Source organism: Stenotrophomonas sp. P5_A8 (genome assembly GCF_056400545.1).
Genome location: NZ_JBFULB010000058.1, coordinates 1 through 16,558, shown reverse-complemented (window position 1 = coordinate 16,558; position 16,558 = coordinate 1). Strand labels below are relative to the sequence as shown.

At 67.5% G+C, this 16,558-nt stretch carries 21 protein-coding genes; 3 read left to right on the top strand and 18 right to left on the bottom strand.

What is annotated here, in order from left to right; genetic code table 11:
• Positions 1-20: 20 nt before the first annotated feature.
• From AC1DQP_RS06570 to AC1DQP_RS06490, 17 genes are all read right to left on the bottom strand, one after another.
• Complete coding sequence (locus tag AC1DQP_RS06570) at positions 21-476, bottom strand: REP-associated tyrosine transposase (protein ID WP_457319183.1); 456 nt, start codon at positions 474-476, stop codon at positions 21-23.
• 289 nt (positions 477-765) lie between these two features.
• Complete coding sequence (locus AC1DQP_RS06565) at positions 766-1,566, bottom strand: carboxylesterase family protein (RefSeq protein ID WP_478051285.1); 801 nt, start codon at positions 1,564-1,566, stop codon at positions 766-768.
• Positions 1,567-1,633: 67 nt separating this feature from the next.
• Entirely contained in the window at positions 1,634-1,900 is a 267-nt protein-coding gene (locus AC1DQP_RS06560) for a hypothetical protein (protein ID WP_457395104.1), read from the bottom strand.
• Positions 1,901-1,913: 13 nt separating this feature from the next.
• A complete protein-coding gene (gene mgtE / locus AC1DQP_RS06555) occupies positions 1,914-3,275 on the bottom strand; it encodes a magnesium transporter (RefSeq protein ID WP_256775711.1) in 1,362 nt (453 codons plus the stop codon).
• Positions 3,276-3,452: 177 nt separating this feature from the next.
• Positions 3,453-5,174: a phosphoenolpyruvate--protein phosphotransferase gene (gene ptsP / locus AC1DQP_RS06550; protein WP_457318918.1), complete on the bottom strand. Its 1,722-nt coding sequence runs from the start codon at positions 5,172-5,174 to the stop codon at positions 3,453-3,455.
• 59 nt (positions 5,175-5,233) lie between these two features.
• Positions 5,234-5,503 (bottom strand): HPr family phosphocarrier protein, encoded by a 270-nt coding sequence (locus tag AC1DQP_RS06545; RefSeq protein ID WP_256775713.1) that lies wholly within the window; start codon positions 5,501-5,503, stop codon positions 5,234-5,236.
• Positions 5,496-5,888, bottom strand: coding sequence for a PTS sugar transporter subunit IIA (locus tag AC1DQP_RS06540; RefSeq protein WP_256775714.1), 393 nt, complete (start codon positions 5,886-5,888; stop codon positions 5,496-5,498). Before AC1DQP_RS06540 ends, AC1DQP_RS06545 begins: the two co-directional genes overlap by 8 nt.
• A 168-nt stretch (positions 5,889-6,056) precedes the next feature.
• A complete protein-coding gene (gene rapZ, locus AC1DQP_RS06535; protein WP_256775715.1) occupies positions 6,057-6,947 on the bottom strand; it encodes an RNase adapter RapZ in 891 nt (296 codons plus the stop codon).
• On the bottom strand, positions 6,944-7,894 hold the full coding sequence (gene hprK / locus AC1DQP_RS06530; RefSeq protein ID WP_256775716.1) for an HPr(Ser) kinase/phosphatase: 951 nt from the start codon (positions 7,892-7,894) through the stop codon (positions 6,944-6,946). The genes rapZ and hprK overlap by 4 nt, the downstream gene beginning before the upstream one ends.
• The gene (locus tag AC1DQP_RS06525; protein WP_256775717.1) at positions 7,891-8,343 is read right to left on the bottom strand and encodes a PTS sugar transporter subunit IIA; all 453 of its coding nucleotides are present in this window, start codon (positions 8,341-8,343) and stop codon (positions 7,891-7,893) included. The genes hprK and AC1DQP_RS06525 overlap by 4 nt, the downstream gene beginning before the upstream one ends.
• Before the next feature lie 21 nt (positions 8,344-8,364).
• The gene (gene hpf / locus AC1DQP_RS06520) at positions 8,365-8,682 is read right to left on the bottom strand and encodes a ribosome hibernation-promoting factor, HPF/YfiA family (RefSeq protein ID WP_256775718.1); all 318 of its coding nucleotides are present in this window, start codon (positions 8,680-8,682) and stop codon (positions 8,365-8,367) included.
• A 58-nt stretch (positions 8,683-8,740) separates the two neighbouring features.
• On the bottom strand, positions 8,741-10,138 hold the full coding sequence (locus AC1DQP_RS06515) for an RNA polymerase factor sigma-54 (RefSeq protein WP_457318919.1): 1,398 nt from the start codon (positions 10,136-10,138) through the stop codon (positions 8,741-8,743).
• An 84-nt stretch (positions 10,139-10,222) separates the two neighbouring features.
• Complete coding sequence (gene lptB, locus AC1DQP_RS06510) at positions 10,223-10,942, bottom strand: LPS export ABC transporter ATP-binding protein (protein ID WP_019185407.1); 720 nt, start codon at positions 10,940-10,942, stop codon at positions 10,223-10,225.
• Positions 10,942-11,493: a lipopolysaccharide transport periplasmic protein LptA gene (gene lptA, locus AC1DQP_RS06505; RefSeq protein WP_256775720.1), complete on the bottom strand. Its 552-nt coding sequence runs from the start codon at positions 11,491-11,493 to the stop codon at positions 10,942-10,944. The genes lptB and lptA overlap by 1 nt, the downstream gene beginning before the upstream one ends.
• 151 nt (positions 11,494-11,644) lie before the next feature.
• Positions 11,645-12,205, bottom strand: a complete 561-nt coding sequence (gene lptC, locus AC1DQP_RS06500; RefSeq protein WP_256775721.1) for an LPS export ABC transporter periplasmic protein LptC — start codon at positions 12,203-12,205, stop codon at positions 11,645-11,647.
• A complete protein-coding gene (locus tag AC1DQP_RS06495; RefSeq protein ID WP_256775722.1) occupies positions 12,202-12,750 on the bottom strand; it encodes a KdsC family phosphatase in 549 nt (182 codons plus the stop codon). The genes lptC and AC1DQP_RS06495 overlap by 4 nt, the downstream gene beginning before the upstream one ends.
• A 43-nt stretch (positions 12,751-12,793) precedes the next feature.
• A complete protein-coding gene (locus AC1DQP_RS06490; protein ID WP_478051284.1) occupies positions 12,794-13,795 on the bottom strand; it encodes a KpsF/GutQ family sugar-phosphate isomerase in 1,002 nt (333 codons plus the stop codon).
• Between the two features lie 53 nt (positions 13,796-13,848).
• Here AC1DQP_RS06490 and AC1DQP_RS06485 point away from each other — a divergent pair, with 53 nt between their 5' ends.
• The 3 genes from AC1DQP_RS06485 (at position 13,849) to AC1DQP_RS06475 (ending at position 15,723) form a co-directional block, all read left to right on the top strand.
• Positions 13,849-14,079 (top strand): BolA family protein, encoded by a 231-nt coding sequence (locus tag AC1DQP_RS06485; RefSeq protein ID WP_038689964.1) that lies wholly within the window; start codon positions 13,849-13,851, stop codon positions 14,077-14,079.
• A 61-nt stretch (positions 14,080-14,140) separates the two neighbouring features.
• Positions 14,141-15,415 (top strand): UDP-N-acetylglucosamine 1-carboxyvinyltransferase, encoded by a 1,275-nt coding sequence (gene murA / locus AC1DQP_RS06480; protein WP_256775724.1) that lies wholly within the window; start codon positions 14,141-14,143, stop codon positions 15,413-15,415.
• Positions 15,412-15,723 carry an EF-hand domain-containing protein gene (locus tag AC1DQP_RS06475; protein WP_256775725.1) on the top strand — a complete coding sequence of 104 codons (312 nt, stop codon included), beginning with the start codon at positions 15,412-15,414 and terminating at the stop codon, positions 15,721-15,723. Before murA ends, AC1DQP_RS06475 begins: the two co-directional genes overlap by 4 nt.
• 205 nt (positions 15,724-15,928) lie before the next feature.
• Here AC1DQP_RS06475 and AC1DQP_RS06470 read toward each other — a convergent pair.
• A partial coding sequence (locus AC1DQP_RS06470) for a DUF3108 domain-containing protein (protein WP_478051283.1) occupies positions 15,929-16,558 on the bottom strand: 630 nt, incomplete at its 5' end.

The following is a 16,558-nucleotide window of genomic DNA, read 5'->3' as shown; positions in this document are numbered from 1 at the left end:
GAGCCGGCCAGCGGCCGGCACTACCGGTCATGGGGCCAGATGCTCCATGTGTATGGATAGTCCCCGACCTGTTCGGACAAGCCTGCGCGGACCGGATTGCCGAGGATGTACATGGCATGCCGATGCAGGGAATCCTCAGAGCGGACCGCGTGATCGTGATACCCCGCCTGCCACACCGCGCCGCCACGGCCGCGCATGCGGTTGAGTGCCAACGCACTCGATGATTTGAAGCGGCGTGCTACATCGCTCAGTGGTTTTGCGTCCAACTCCAACAGCCAATGCACATGGTCCGGCATCACCACCCAGGCCAAGGAGCGCGCATAGCCGCGCTGATCGATCTCCTGCAGGTGGGTGATGGCAATGGCTGCGGCGCGGGGGTCTGCGAACCAGCGGCGGCGGTTGTCGCAGACCATCGTCAAGACGTAGCTCTGGCCGGGAAGCGAACAGCGGCCTACGCGTAGTCGGGAGGAGCTCATGACGCATCTTCAGCGATCCCACAGCGTCGCGATGCCGGTCGAATACCAAGGCACGTGTGGGGAAGAGCCCCGGTAGTGCCGGCCGCTGGCCGGCTCTGCATGAATCCAACGGCATGGGGAGCCGGCCAGCGACCGGCACTACCGGGGGATTGTGGGTTTATGGGGAGCCGGCCAGCGGCCGGCACTACCCGGCGAATGTGGGTTTATTGGGAGCCGGCCAGCGGCCGGCACCACACGGCGATTGTGGGTTTATCGGGAGCCGGCCAGCGGCCGGCACTACCCGGCGCGATCAGCGGCGCTGCGCGAACAGCCACGCCCACATCGCCGCATCGGCATAGGTGGCATCCCAGGCATTGTGGTTGCCGTCCGGATACTCGGTGTAGCGCACATCGTCGGCGCCCGCCTGGGCGAATGCGGCCTTCAATCGGCGGTCGTCCTCCGGCGGCACCACGTCATCCAGCGCGCCATGGAACATCCAGATCGGCACGTGTTTGAGGCGCTTGGCGATGGCCGCGTACGGATCGGCTTCATGGGCCACGTCCTCCACGAACAGAGTGGGGCGCACCGCGCGTGGGGCCAGCACGGCGCCGCAGACCGGCACGATGGCGGCAAAACGCTGCGGATTGTCCAAGGCGATGTTCCAGCTGCCGTAGCCGCCCATCGACATGCCGGTCAGGTACTGGCGCTGCGGGTCGGCGCCGAACTCGGCAAGGGTGGCATCCRGGGCCGCCAATGCCATCCGGTTGTTGGCCCCCGACCATTCTTCGCCAGCGGGCGCCTGCGGCAACACGACCAGGGCAGGGAAGCGGTCAGCGTGCCGGTGCAGGTAGGGGCCGAGGCCGGCCTTGGTCTGGCGACGGCCGTCGCGGCCACGCTCGCCGGAGCCGTGCAGGAACAGCACCACCGGCAAGGGTCCGGCATCGGCCGCCGCCGCACGCGGCACGAACACCTGGTAGTGCGCCGTGCGCCCCTCAACCTTGACCGCGCGCGCGACGAAGTGGCCGCGCGCTGTCTCCGGGACGCTCGCGCAACCGGTCATGACCATCATCGCCACCGCACCCAGCAGCCACCCACCCCAACGTCGCGCCATTGTCGTGCCCTGATTGAAATCGTTTTCAGTCTAGGCGCCCTGGCGGCGGGGGGCATCTTGCAGTGCATCAGTCCGGGCGCGGCACCGAGGCCAGGATCTCCAGCTGCTCGATCGCCTCGGGATGCCCGTCGGCGGCGGCGGCCTGCACCTGTGCCAGGCTGGGGTGGACCACCAGCAGGATCGGATTCTCGCAGTGCGGGCAGTCGAACTGCGCCTCGTCTTCGTGCAGTTCCATGGGCATCTGGCGCGCGCTGCCCTGCCACTCGCAGGCAGGGCAGGTGTAGCGCGCATCGCGCCAGCCGGGTTGGAAATAGTTGTCCAGGGTCAGGGCCATGCGTGGTCCGGAATCAATGCAGCAGGATCAGGGTGGCCAGGCCGAGGAAGCTGAAGAAGCCCATGACGTCGGTGACCGCGGTGACCACCACGGTACCGGCCACGGCCGGGTCGACGTTCATGCGCTTGAGCATCAGCGGCAGCAGCACGCCGGCCAGGGCGGCCGCGCAGAAGTTGATGACCAGCGCCATGGCGATCACCAGCGACAGCAGGAAACTGTGGAACCACACATAAGCGATGATGCCCACCACCGTGCCGATCAACGTGCCGTTGATCAGCGCCACGCGCGATTCCTTCCACAGCAGGATGCGTGCATTGCTCGGGCCGACCTGGCCCAGCGCGATGCCGCGCACCATCAGGGTCAGCACCTGCACCGCTGCGTTGCCGCCGACGCCGGCCACGATCGGCATCAGCACGGCCAGGGCGACCACCTTCTGCAGGGTCAGCTCGAACTGGCCGATCACGCTGGCGGCCAAGAACGCGGTGCACAGGTTGATGCCCAGCCAGACCACGCGGCCGCGTACGGCGCGCTTGATCGGCGAGAACAGATCTTCTTCTTCGTCCAGGCCGGCGGCGCCCAGCGCCTGGTGCTCGGCCTGCGAACGGATGATGTCGACCACGTCATCGATGGTGATGCGGCCGAGCAGGATGTTGTTGTCGTCCACCACTGGCGCGGACACCCAGTCATGGTCGGAGAACTGCCGGGCCACTTCATCGGCGTTCTCGCCGACGTCGATCGCCGGTTGTTCGTCATCGATCAGCCGGTTGATCGGGGTGTTGTCCTCGTGGGTCACCAGTGCGGCCAGCGATAGCCGGCCCAGGTATTGGTGACGGCGGCTGACCACGAACAGGTGATCGGTGTGGTCGGGCAGTTCGCCGCGCAGGCGCAGGTAGCGCAGCACCACGTCCACGTTGACGTCGGCGCGCACGGTCACCACATCCGGGTTCATCAGGCGGCCGGCGCTGTCCTCGGGATAGGACAGCACCTGCTCAAGCCGCTCGCGGTTCTCGCGGTCCATCGACTTGAGCACTTCATCGATGACCGTATCGGGCAGATCTTCGACCAGGTCGGCAAGGTCATCGATGTCCAGGTCTTCGACCGCGGCGATGATTTCGTCCGGGTCCATGTCGGCCAGCAGGCTTTCGCGCACTTCCTCGCCGACGTGGACCAGCACCTCGCCGTCGTCTTCCGGATCGACCAGGCCCCACACCACCTCGCGCTTGCCCGGCGGCAGCGATTCGAGCAGGTTGCCGATCTCGGCCGGCGCAAGCGTGTTGACCAGCCGGCGCACCGGACCCAGTCGCCCGCTGTCCAGTGCATCGGACAACAGCCGCAGTTGGCGTGCCGTCTTGTCGTGGCGTACGGCTTCGGCCATGGGCAGCTCCTGCGGAAAAGAAARGGCCGCGATCCGGAACAGGATGCGGCATGTGCGGTGGTCACCGCGTCATTATCGCGTGCTTGTGTGTCAATCGGGTAGGTGCGCAGGCGGCGATGCGCGTGTGGACGCACGCACTCGGCGACGGTGGTGCCGGCCCCCGGCCGGCACCACCGGTCATGCCGTGGCCAGGCCCGCCTTCTCGATCCAGCGTTCAATCCCGCGTCGGTCGCGAGCCTGCAGCAGCTTCGGTGCCATCGCCTGCAACACCGACAGGTCGCTGTCGCGGATCGCGCGGCGCACTTCCAGTAGCGTGCCTGGGTGCAGGCTGAACTCGGTCAAGCCCAGCGCCAGCAGCAGCCGCGTCATCAGCGGGTCGCCGGCGATCTCCCCGCACACCGCCACCGGGATGTCGTAGGCCTGGCCGGTGCGCAGGATATGTGCCAGCAGCCGCACCACCGCCGGATGCAGCGGCGAGTACAGCTCACCGACCGCTTCGTTGTTGCGGTCGGCGGCCAGCAGGTACTGCACCAGGTCGTTGGTGCCGATGGACAGGAAGTCGACCAGGTCGATGAAGCTCTCCAGCGCGATCGCCGCGGCGGGCACTTCGATCATCGCGCCGAACGGGATGTGTTCGGCCACCTCGTAGCCTTCGGCGCGCAGCAGCGCGGCCTGCTTGTGCAGGCGCCGGCGCACCGCCAGGATTTCCTCGCGGGTGCTCACCATGGGGATCAGGATGCGCAGCTTGCCGTAGGCCGACGCGCGCAGGATCGCGCGCAGCTGGGTGTCGGCGACCTTGGGCCGCGCCAACGACAGGCGCACGCCGCGCAGGCCCAGCGCCGGGTTCTCTTCGTTGCTCAGGGTCAGCCCGGTGCGGTCGGCCTTGTCCGCGCCCAGGTCCAGGGTGCGGATGGTGACCGGCCGCCCGCTCATGCCAAGCGCGGCATCGCGGTAGGTTTCGAACTGCTCCTGCTCGTCGGGCAGTTCGTTGCGCTGCAGGAACAGGAATTCGGTACGGTACAGGCCCAGTCCGTGCGCGCCCAGCGCATGCGCCTGGGTGACGTCCTCGCTGGATTCGGCATTGGCCAGCAGGGCGATGTCGACGTTGTCGCGGGTGCGGGTCGGCTTGGTCCGCAGCCGGCCCAGTTCGCGCTGCTCGCGCGCATGCTCACGCAGTCGCAGGCGGTAGTCGCGCAGGTCGGGTGCCTGCGGGTTGATGGTGACGGTACCGTCGCTGCCATCGATGATCAGTACGTCGCCGTCGGCGACCTTCTGCAGCACGTTGGGTACATTGACGATCAGGGGCAGGTGCAGGCTGCGCGCCAGGATCGCACTGTGCGAGAGCGCGCTGCCGCCGGCGGTGACGATGCCGACCACGCCGTGGGCCTGCAGCTGGGCCAGCTCGGAGGGGGCGATGTTGTCGCAGACCAGGATTTCCCCGGCCATCCCTTTGACGTCCGGCGGGCGCTTCTGCAGGAAGGCGTGGATGCGCCCGATCACATGGTCCAGGTCGTCCATGCGGCTCTTCAGGTAGGCATCGTCCATGCCATCGAAGACCTTGGCCAGGCGGTCGCGCTGCACGCGCAGCGCATAGCCGGCGCTGTAGGGACCGCTGCGGATCAGCTCATCCAGGCCAAACAGCAGCTCGGGGTCATCCAGCAGCAGCGCGTGCAGGTCGAGGAATTCGCCGACTTCCTGGTTGAGCGCGCCATGCAGGCGTTGGCGCAGGTCGTGCATTTCGCCGCGGGCCGCTTCCACGGCCACGTGCAGACGCTCCAGCTCAGCCTCGATCTTGCCCGGCGGAATCCGCTGCTCGGCCACTTCCAGCGCATGCGGCAGGCGCACCCGGGCGCGGCCCAGGGCGTTGCCGCGCGAGGCACCGTGGCCGGACAACAGCATCGCCCCGGACGCGGTCCGGGCCGGTGCGGAGGATCCCGGTCGCGGCTGCCCCCCCATGCTCAGCTGTCCTCGTCGAAACGCCGTTCGAACAGTCCCACCACCGCCTCCATCGCGGCGGCTTCATCCTCGCCGTCGATGCGCACGGTGACCGGGGTGCCCTGGCCGGCGGCCAGCAGCATCACGCCCATGATGCTCTTGGCGTTGATCTCGCGGCCCTTGGCGGCCATGGTCACATTGCAGCGGAAAGGCGCCAGCTCCTGCACCAGCTTTGCAGTGGCGCGGGCGTGCAGGCCCAGGCGGTTGGATACGGTGAGTTCACGTTCAAGCATCGTCGACAATCGCTCCATTGCGAGTGCCTGCCGCGGCTGTGGCAGGCAATTGATCCAGTCCCTGTTCCGGATAATTCATCACCCGCAACAACATCGGCAGGCTAAGCGCCGAAACCCGGCGAACCGGGGTGCCCAGACGAGCCAGTTGCCCGGCCAGATTGCTGGGGCTGGCGCCGTACAGGTCGGTCAGGATCAGCACGCCCTGGCCGCTGTCCACCCGGCGCAAGGCGGCCGAGGCGAGCGGTAACAGGACGTCCAGGTCTGCGTCGAACGGTACTTCGAAAGCGTCGGTCTTCAGCGGCAGGTGCCGCAGCAGCCGGGTCGCCACCTCCAGCAGGGAGGTGCCAACGCCAGGATGAGTTACGAGGAGAATGCCACAGGTCATCTTCGAACGTTAACAGGTCAACATGAATTGGGGGTAGGGGGTGGGCCGCATGTGGCGTATCCCGGGTCGAGGCCGTGGGCACGCCGACCCTTGAAAAAGCGCATCCGGGCGCGGAGCAGCCGGCCGGCTGACATAGGAGTGTTCCACGGCCGATGACCGCTACCGCCGTCAATCCTGCTCGCGATGGAAGGTGGCCACTTCGGCCCAGCCCTGGTCGCGGGCATGCCGGGCCATGCGTTCGGCCATGTAGACCGAGCGGTGCTTGCCGCCGGTGCAGCCGAAGGCGACGGTGACATAGCTGCGGGTGTCATTGCCCAGCCGTGGCAGCCAGGTGTCCAGGAAGTCGATCAACTGGGCGGCGTAGCGCTGCACGTCCGGCTGCGCGTCCAGGTGTTCGCGCACGCCGGCATCGCGGCCGGACAACGGGCGCAGCGCCGGGTCCCAGTGCGGGTTGGGCAGCACCCGCACGTCGAACACGAAGTCCGCTTCGGCCGGCACGCCACGCTTGTAGGCGAAGGATTCAAACAGCAGCGACAGCTTGTTGCCATGGGTCATGGCGAACTCGGTGACCACTTTGCGGCGCAGTTGGTGCACGTTGAGCGTGGTGGTGTCGATCACCGCATCGGCGGCACGGCGCAGCGGCGCGGTCAGCTCGCGTTCGCGGGCGATCGCCTCGGGCAATGACAGCCCCAGCTGGCTCAACGGGTGGCGACGACGGGTATCGGCGTAGCGCTTGAGCAGGGTTTCGTCGGTGGCATCGAAGAACAGCAGCTGCGCATCCAGCCCGGCGGCCTGGGCCTCTTCGCGCCAGTGCGACAGCTGGCTCAGATCGCTCTGCCCACGCACGTCGATGCCCACTGCCAGTCGGCGCGGGGCGTCGGCGTCGTGCCCGGCCAGCAGGCTGCGCACGAAGTCGGGCAGCAGGTTGATCGGCAGGTTGTCCGAGCAGTAGTAGTCCAGGTCTTCCAGGGTCTTCAGCGCGACCGTCTTGCCCGAGCCCGACAGCCCACTGACGATGATCAGGGTGGCGGCGGCAGGCGCGGAGGCGGGGGTATTCATGGCGTTCGGCGTTCCAGCAGGTTGCTGTGGCGGGCGATGAACATCGCCGCGGGGTCGATGCCCTTGGTACGTAGAATGTGCAGCCGGGTGGCCGCCTCGGTCAGCACCGACAGGTTGCGGCCGGGCATCACCGGCAGGGTGATCAGCGGCACGTCCAGGTCCAGCACGTGGCGGGTGCCGGAATCGCCGGTCAGGCGCTCGTAGCCGTGCGGGGTGGGTTCGGTCATGGGCTTGGTCAGGTGGACGATCAGCCGAAGGTACTTGTTCTTCTTTACCGCTGTATCACCGAACATCTCGCGCACGTTGAGCACGCCCAGGCCGCGCACTTCCAGCAGGTCCTGCAGCAGCTCGGGGCAGGTGCCGTCGAGCACGTCCGGGGCGATCTGGGTGAACTCGGGGGCGTCATCGGCGACCAGGCGGTGGCCGCGGCTGAGCAGCTCCAGCGCCAGCTCGCTCTTGCCCGAGCCCGCTTCGCCGGTGATCAGCACGCCGATGGAGTAGATCTCCATGAACACGCCATGCAGGATCACCCGCGGCGCCAGCGTGCGCGCCAGGTGGTATGACAGGTGGTTGAGCAGCTCGTGGCCGCGCTTGGGCGAGATCCACAGCGGCGTCTGCGATTCGTCGGCGGCCGCGCGCAGGTCTTCCGGGCAGGGCTGGTTGCGGGTGATCACCAGCGCCAGCGGGTGCGACTGCATGATCCGCTCGATGGTCTCCCAGCGCTGGCGCGAGTCCAGCGAGTCCAGCCAGGACAGTTCCTCGGTCCCCAGGATCTGCACCTTGTTGGGGTAGATCGCGTTGAGGTAGCCGGCCAGCGATGGGCGCCGCGAGACGGTGTTGCCTGCTTCCAGTTCGCGGCGCTCGCCCTGCTTGCCGGCAACCCAGCGCAGGGCCAGGCGGTCGCGCTGCTGTTCGAACAGCTCACGCGCGGTGATGCTGGTGTTCATGCGGCGCTCGCTGGCGGGGGAAATTCGATGACCTGGCGCAGTGCCTCGCCGTCGCGCGCGTCGCGCAGCGCCTGGCGGATGGCCGGCTCGGAGAACAGCTCGGCCAGCTCGGACAGCAGCATCAGGTGTTGATGGGTGTAATGGGCGGGGACGGCGATGGCGAACACCAGGTCCACCGGCTCGTCGCCGCCGAACTCGACCGGGGCTTCCAGTCGCAGCAGGGCGCCGCGGGGACGTTCAAGCAGCGGCGCGCGGCCGTGCGGGATGGCGATGCCATGGCCGATCGCCGTGCTGCCCAGCTGCTCGCGCTGGCACAGGTTCTGGTAGATCTGCTCGGCATTGGCTTCGCGRCAAGCCAGCAGCCGGGCGGCTGCCAGCAGGACGCTGTCGCGATCGGCGGCCGGCAACACTTGCGTGCGCACGGCCGCCAGAAGATCAGTCAAGGGCATGTCAGGGAAAGCGCGAGGACGTCAGTCGTCATTGTCGCCCACGGGCAGCGGTGCGTGCTGCTGTTTTTTCTCCTTGTGCTTGATCACAAGGCGGTCCAGCTTGTCGGCCAGGATGTCGATCGCCGCATACATGGTCTGGCCGCCGGCCTCGGCGTGCAGGGTCTGGCCGGGAACGTTGGCACTGGCATCGGCGTGATGCTCGTTCTTGCGCAGCTCAAGGGTCACCCGAACCTCGCAGTGCTGGTCGAAGTGCTTGCCCAGGCGCTGCAACTTGGTTTCCACGTATTCCTGCAGGGCCGGGGTGACTTCCACGTCTTTGCCAAACGTCTCGATGCGCATCGGGTATCTCCTTTGTTCGGATGTGCCAATGAACCTTCCCGCCAGGCGCGGTGGAGCGTCAGACGATTCGTACCCTTTCGTGCGAGGCGGAAATGTTCATGGCCTCACGATACTTCGCCACGGTGCGGCGCGCCACCGGTATTCCGGTGGTCTTGAGCAGGTCAGCCAGCTTGGCGTCAGAAAGCGGCTTGCGCGGGTTCTCGTCGTCGATCAGGCGCCGGATCATGGCCTGGATGGCGGTGCTGGAGGCTTCGCCGCCGCTGTCGGTGTCGATGCCGGAGGCGAAGAACGCGCGCAGCGGCAGGGTGCCACGCGGGGTGCGCACGTACTTGCGGGCGATGGCGCGGGAAATGGTGGATTCGTGCAGGCCCAGTTCGCCGGCGACCTCGCGCAGGGTCAGCGGGCGCAGCGCCTGTTCGCCGAACTCCAGGAACGCGGCCTGCTGCTGCAGCAGGCTGCGCATCACCCTCAGCAGGGTTTCGCCACGCGCCTCCAGGCCCTTGAGCAGCCAGCGCGCTTCCTGCAGGTGGGCGCGCAGGTAGCCGGCGTCGGCGTCACCGCAACGGCGGATCATCTGCTCGTAGCCGCGGTGGATCACCACCTTCGGTCCGGCATGGGCGGCCAGGGCGGCGCGCCACACCCCGTTCTGGCGCCAAACCACGCAATCGGGCACCACGTAGCTGTCATGGGCCAGCTCGCCGATCTGGGTCCCTGGACGCGGGTCCAGCGAGCGCAGCAGCTGCACGGCGGTGTCGACCTCGGCCAGCGGTTCGCGCAGTTCCTGCGCCAACCCGGCCACGCCACTGCGTGGCAACCGTTCCAGCGGGCCGTCGGCGATGCGCCGGGCCAGCGCCAGGCCGGGGGTATCGGCGGACAGCACGTCCAGCTGCAGCTGCAGGCATTCGCCCAGGCTGCGCGCGCCGACTCCGATCGGGTCGAAGCGCTGGATCTGGTGCAGCACGGTCAGTATTTCGGCTTCATCGGCGTGAATGGCCGGGAGCAGCGTGTCGGCGATGGCCGACAGTGGCTCGCGCAGGTAGCCGTCGTCTTCGAAGGCGTCGATCAGCGCCGCGCCGATGCTGCGGTCGCGCGTGGACAGGTGCGACAGGTGCAGCTGCCACAGCAGGTGGTCGGCCAGGCTTTCGGTTTCGGCCACGCGCTCGGCAGCGCTGCCGTTGTCGTCATCGTCGAACGAGCCACCGCTGTTGCCGCTGCTCCAGTCGCCTTCACCGGGCGACCAGTCGTCGCTGGCCGAGGCCTGGTGCTCGCCGTCGGTGTGCGTGTCGGCCGGTGTCGGCGGGCGCTCGTCGTCGCTGGGCGCAACGTCCAGCGTCGGCTCGGCGTTCTCGGCCCAGTCCAGCAGCGGGTTGGTCTCCACCGCCTCGGCGATTTCCAGCTCCAGTTCTGCGCTGGACATCTGCAACAGCTTGATGGCCTGACGCAGCTGCGGCGTCATGACCAGTTGTTGTCCCAGCGATGTCTGCAGCCGTGCTTTCATGCCTGTGCCGAACGGAAGGAAGGCGTTGCGGCGGCCGCTGGATCAGAGCTTGAAGGTGTCCCCAAGGTAGACGCGGCGGACGTCGGCGTTGGCCAGGATCTCGTCCGGCGCGCCCTGTGCCAGCACGCTGCCTTCGTTGAGGATATACGCGCGGTCGCAGATTCCCAAGGTTTCGCGGACATTGTGGTCGGTGATCAGCACGCCGATGCCACGCTGCTTGAGATGGGTGACGATGCGCTGGATTTCACCGACCGAGATCGGGTCGACACCGGCGAAGGGTTCGTCGAGCAGGATCAGGCGCGGTTTGGCGGCCAGCGCGCGGGCGATTTCACAGCGGCGGCGCTCGCCACCGGAGAGGCTGGCACCGAGCTGGTCGGCCACGTGGTTGATCTGCAGTTCGTCCAGCAGGCTGGCCAGTTCCTTTTCGCGGCCGGCCTTGTCCAGGTCTTCGCGCAGTTCCAGCACCAGGCGCAGGTTGTCGGCCACGGTCAGCTTGCGGAACACCGACGGTTCCTGCGGCAGGTAGCCCACGCCCTGCTTGGCGCGGGTATACATCGGGTCGCTGGTGATGTCCTTGCCGTCCAGCACGATGCTGCCGGCGTCGGTCTCGACCAGACCGACGATCATGTAGAAGCAGGTGGTCTTGCCGGCACCGTTGGGGCCGAGCAGGCCGACCACTTCACCGGCCTCCAGGGTCAGGCCGAAATCCTTGACCACTTCGCGCTGCTTGTAGCGCTTGCGCAGACCTTTGGCGACGAGCATTACTTCTTGCTCCCGGCGGTGGGAACGGTGGTCTTGGTTGCCGGCGTGGCGGCTGCCGGGGCGGCGGTCTTGTTCTTGGGCGGGATCACGGTGCGCACGCGGGTGCCGTCGCCGCCGCTGTTCATCTCGCCGGTGCGGGTGTTGTAGGTCATCTTCTGGCCGGCATTGGTGCCACGCGCGCTCTTGACGTGGTAGTTGCCGGTCATGGTCAGCACTTCGGACTTGATGTCGTAGTCGATGCGGTCGGCGCTGGCGTCCATCCAGGTGCCGTCATCGAGCTGCTGCTTGAGCTTGGCCTGCTTGCCGGTAAACACCGCGCGCACCGCCTCGCCGTCCTTCATGTAGATCTCCGCGTCCGAAGAGCGCAGGTCCAGGGTGCCCTGGGTGACGATCACGCCCTGGGAAAGCACGGTCTTGCCGTCTCCGACCAGTGTGCCGGACTGGGCGCCGGCGTCGATGGCCATGTCTTCGTTGCGGTCCGTGGACTTCGCGCTGGCGGCGAAGGGGACCAGAAGGCTGATCGCGCAGGCGGCTGCAAATAGGATCTTCATGGAGTTGGTTTGTCCTGCCAGTGTAGGGGGCGTGGCCGGGGGCGGCCGGGCATTGTCGGGGTCGTGGCCAGGCGGGTGGGCCTGGCCGGTGAGTCGGGTGGTGCTGTGCCGCCGGCGCCGGTCCAGAGGACGTCGCCCGGGCGGCACCGGCTCAGCGTTGGGGCGTGTAGCGGCCCTTGGACTGGCTCAGGAAGGTGTAGGTCTTGCTCTTGGAATCCAGCTCGAAGCCGACCCCGGACTGGGTCATGCCCGGGCGGGTCATGGTGACCAGGGCGTCGGTCTTGGCGCGGTTTTCCTTGGGGAACACGTCCAGGTGGTCGGTACGGAAGGTAGTCGGCGGCACGCTGGGCACCTTCGGGCTGTCGCCGCTGACGTTGCCGGTCAGCTTGAGCTGTTCGCCGTTGGCGCTCACCCAGCCTTTTTCGCTGCGCAGTTCCCAGTGGTTACCTTCGTTGTCGGGCAGCAGGAACAGCGGGGTGACGATGCTCATCGTCTCATCGCTGCGCAGGCGCTCCAGCAGCGGGGCCTGCAGGGTGGTGGATTCCTTGCCCTGGTCGTCCAGCGCCACGATCTGGAAGTCGTGCAGCACATAGTCCTTGGTGCCGTCGTCGGTGACGTCGGCAGCCGGCTTGTCGCGGTGGCGCAGCAGCGACCAGCCGCTGAGCAGCGCGGCGACCAGCAGCAGGGCGCCCAAGGCGTTGCGCCAGGTCATGCGCCGAACCTCGCCAGCACCGCATCCACATGGCCCTGCGCGGCCAGCAGCACGTCGCACAGCTCGCGTGCGGCGCCACGGCCGCCGTCGGCACGGGTCTGCCAGTGCACGCGCTCGGCGATCCACGGATGGGCGTTGGCCGGCGCGACGGCCAGGCCGACCGCGCACAGCGGCGCCAGGTCGGGCAGGTCATCGCCCATGAACGCGACCTGCTCCAGGCCGATGCCATGGGTGTCGCACAGTGCACGCACGCTGGCGAGCTTGTCGCCGACCGCGATCTGGGTGTCGATGCCCAGGTCCGCGCCGCGCTTCTGCGCGGACAGGCTGTTGCGCGCGGTGATCAACACCGGGTGGATGCCGTGCTGCTGCAGCAGTTTCAGGCCAAGTCCGTCCTGCACGTAATACGCCTTGCTCTCGTTGCCGTCACGGTCGTAGTAGAGCCGACCATCGGTGAGCGTGCCGTCCACGTCGAAGCAGGCCAGCCGGATACGGCCGGCGATGGCATGCAGGTGGGACGGGAAACCGGGCAGCGGGGAATAGGGCATCGGCAGGGGGCAGGTTGGCTGAATGGAGGAAGGGAACTGTGGTTTAAACCACCCGCGCCCGCAACAGGTCATGAATGTTGAGTGCGCCGACCAGCCGGCCGGCGGCGTCGACCACCATCAGGCCGGTGATCTTGTGGGTTTCCATCAGCCGGGCGGCCTCGGCGGCGAGCTGGTCGGCGCCGATGGTGCGCGGATTGCGGGTCATCACCTCGGCGATCTTCGCACTGCGCACGTCCAGATCGGTATCCAGCGCGYGGCGCAGGTCGCCGTCGGTGAACAGGCCGATCAGGCGGTCGTCGGCATCGACCACGGCGGTCATGCCCAACCGCTTGCGGCTCATCTCCACCAGGGCCTCGCTGAGCGTGGCGCCCGCGTCCACGCGCGGCAGTTCCTCGCCGCTGTGCATCACATCGGTGATGTGCAGCAGCAGCCGGCGGCCGAGGCTGCCGGCGGGGTGCGAGCGGGCGAAATCGTCGGCGGTGAAGCCGCGCGCGTCCAGCAGGGCCACCGCCAGCGCATCGCCCATCGCCAGCGAGGCGGTGGTGCTGGAGGTGGGGGCCAGCGCCAGCGGGCAGGCCTCGGCTGGCACGCTGACATCCAGATGAACGTCGGCCGCCAGGGCCAGGCTGGACTGCGGCCGGCCGGTCATGGCGATCAGCCGGTTGCCCTGGCGCTTGAGCACGGGCAGCAGCATCAGCAGCTCGTCGGACTCGCCCGAGTAGGACAGCGCCACCACGACATCGGCCTCGGTGATCATGCCGAGGTCGCCGTGGCCGGCTTCACCGGGGTGCACGTAGAACGCCGGGGTGCCGGTGGACGCCAGCGTAGCGGCGATCTTGCGCGCCACATGGCCGGATTTGCCCATGCCGGTGGCCACCACCCGGCCCTTGCCCTGCAGGATCAGCTGGCAGGCCTGGCTGAAGGCATCGCCGAGGCGATCGGCGACGGCGGCCAGGGCATCGGCCTCGATCTGGAACACGCGGCGGCCGCTGGCGACCAGTGCCGCAGGGTCGGCCGGATGAGGGAGCAGGGGCGATACAGCCATGCGGGCGCCACGCGGAAGAGTAGAATGAGCGCTCATTTTATTAGGAAAGCCCGTTGGACGCCGAGACCATCCGCAATCTGATCGAAACCGGCCTCCCCGGCGCCCGCGCGGACGTGCAGGGCGACGATGGCGTGCACTTCGAGGCCACCGTGGTCTGCGACGCTTTTGCCGGCAAACTGCCGCTGGCGCGCCACCGCATGGTCTATGCCACCCTGGGCGATCTGATGGGCGGGGCGATCCACGCGCTGGCGCTGAAGACCGTGACCCCGGGCGAAGCGGGTTAGTCCGCGGACCGATTAGATCAGCCGACCAACGGTCGGCTCTACCTCATTCAAAGTAGACTCCATGGCCAAGATCGTAGTGACCGGCGGCAAGCCGCTGCACGGTGAAGTGAACATTTCCGGCGCCAAGAACGCCGTCCTCCCCATCCTGTGCGCCACCCTGCTGGCCGATGCGCCGGTGGAGATCACCAACGTGCCGCACCTGCACGATGTGGTCACCACGGTGAAGCTGCTCGGCGAACTGGGGGCCAAGGTCACCATCGACCAGGGCACGCTGTCGCGTGGCAGCGCGATCGTGGTCGATCCGCGCCCGGTCAACCAGCACGTGGCCCCGTACGAACTGGTGCGCACCATGCGCGCCTCGATCCTGGTGCTGGGCCCGCTGCTGGCCCGCTTCGGCGCGGCCGAAGTGTCGCTGCCCGGCGGCTGCGCGATCGGCTCGCGGCCGGTGGACCAGCACATCAAGGGCCTGCAGGCCCTCGGTGCGGAGATCACCGTCGAGAACGGCTTCATCAAGGCCCAGGCCAAGCGCCTGAAGGGCGCGCACTTCACCTTCGACATGGTCAGCGTCACCGGCACCGAGAACGTGCTGATGGCCGCCGTGCTGGCTGAAGGCACCACCGTGCTCGACAATGCCGCGATGGAGCCGGAAGTCACCGACCTGGCGCACTGCCTGATCGCGCTCGGCGCGAAGATCGAAGGCCTGGGCACCGCCCGCCTGGTGATCGAAGGCGTGGAAAAGCTGTCCGGCGGCCGTCATGAAGTGCTGCCCGACCGCATCGAGACCGGCACCTTCCTGGTCGCCGCGGCGATGACCGGCGGCAAGGTCACCGTCAACCGCGCGCGCCCGAACACGATGGACGCGGTGCTGTCCAAGCTGGTCGAAGCCGGTGCGCACATCGAAACCACCGACGACAGCATCACCCTGGACATGGGCGGCAAGCGCCCGCGTGCGGTCAACCTGACCACCGCGCCGTACCCGGCCTTCCCGACTGACATGCAGGCGCAGTTCATGGCGCTCAACTGCGTGGCCGATGGCGTGGGCGTGATCAACGAAACGATCTTCGAAAACCGCTTCATGCACGTCAACGAGCTGCTGCGCCTGGGCGCGGACATCCAGGTCGAAGGACATACCGCGATCATCCGTGGCGCTGAAACGCTCAGTGGCGCGCCGGTCATGGCCACCGACCTGCGCGCGTCGGCCTCGCTGATCCTGGCCGGTCTGATGGCCGAGGGTGACACCACCATCGACCGCATCTACCACCTGGACCGCGGCTACGAGAACATCGAAGAGAAGCTGTCCTCGCTGGGCGCGACCATCCGGCGCGTAGCCGCATGATCCTGCGCGGCAAGTTCACCCGCCGCCGCAAGGCGCTGCTGGTGCTGGTACTGGTGGTGCTGGCGTGGCTGGGCTACGCCTGGTATGCCGACATCGCCATCACCCAGGGCATCGAGCAGCAGGACATGGACTGGAACGCCGACGGCACGGTCAGCCGCACCGAAGTGCTGCAGGCGTTCTACGCGGTGGGCGTGACCAACAAGCAGGAAGGCAACCGGCATTGCCGCACCTTCTACTGGCGCAACAACGGCGAGCAGATCCGCGTGGACTGCAAGACGGTGTTTGGCGAAGAGGCCAAAAAGGAATGAAAAAACGCCCGCGCAAGCGGGCGTTTTTTTTGATCGTTGGCGTCCCGGTAGTGCCGGCCGTTGGCCGGCTCGCCGATGCGGTTGATGGTGCCTGCAGCCGACCAACGGTCGGCTCTACCTTTGCCGGTGATTGGCCTGCAGCCGACCAACGGTCGGCTCTACCTTTGCCGGTGATTGGCCTGCAGCCGAGCAACGGTCGGCTCTACTAGTTCATGCCCTTGATCGTCAGGTCCAGCGCATCCTTGCCGCTTTCCCGCTGCAGCAGGCGGGCCGGCACCGGGAACTCCGGCACGATCCAGGCGATCAGTTCCTTGTTGCCATCGGTACGCGAGACCTTGGTGGCATCGTAGGACTTGCCCGCGACGGTGATCTTCTCCTTGCCGACCACCTTGTAGCTCATCGGCTTGATCCGGCCTTCGTCGACCATGCGGTAGTTCAACGGCTTGCCGGCGGCCAGGTCGCGCGCGATCGCCAGATTGATCAGCAATGCGTCCATGTCACCGGCCTTCAGCGCCACCGGGCCACGGCGGTCCGGCTTGACGTCGCCGGTCCAGGTGGCCTGGTTGCTGGACCAGTTGTAGGTGGCATCCACATTGCGCTTCTTGACCAGCAGCACCGAGCGGTCGTTGCTGCTCAGCGGGCGCAGGCGACCGTTGGCTTCCTCGAACACCGTGCTCTGGCTGAGATCGGCCAGCTGGTTCTTGACGTTGAGGCTGTAGCGCCACTTGTTGGCGCCTTCGCTGGCCAGGGTCATGGTGCCATTGGCCTGCATGCCCATGTAGCTGGCCTGGTAGTCGGCCTTGAAGGGTTGCGGTAGTCGGCCTTGAAGGGTTGC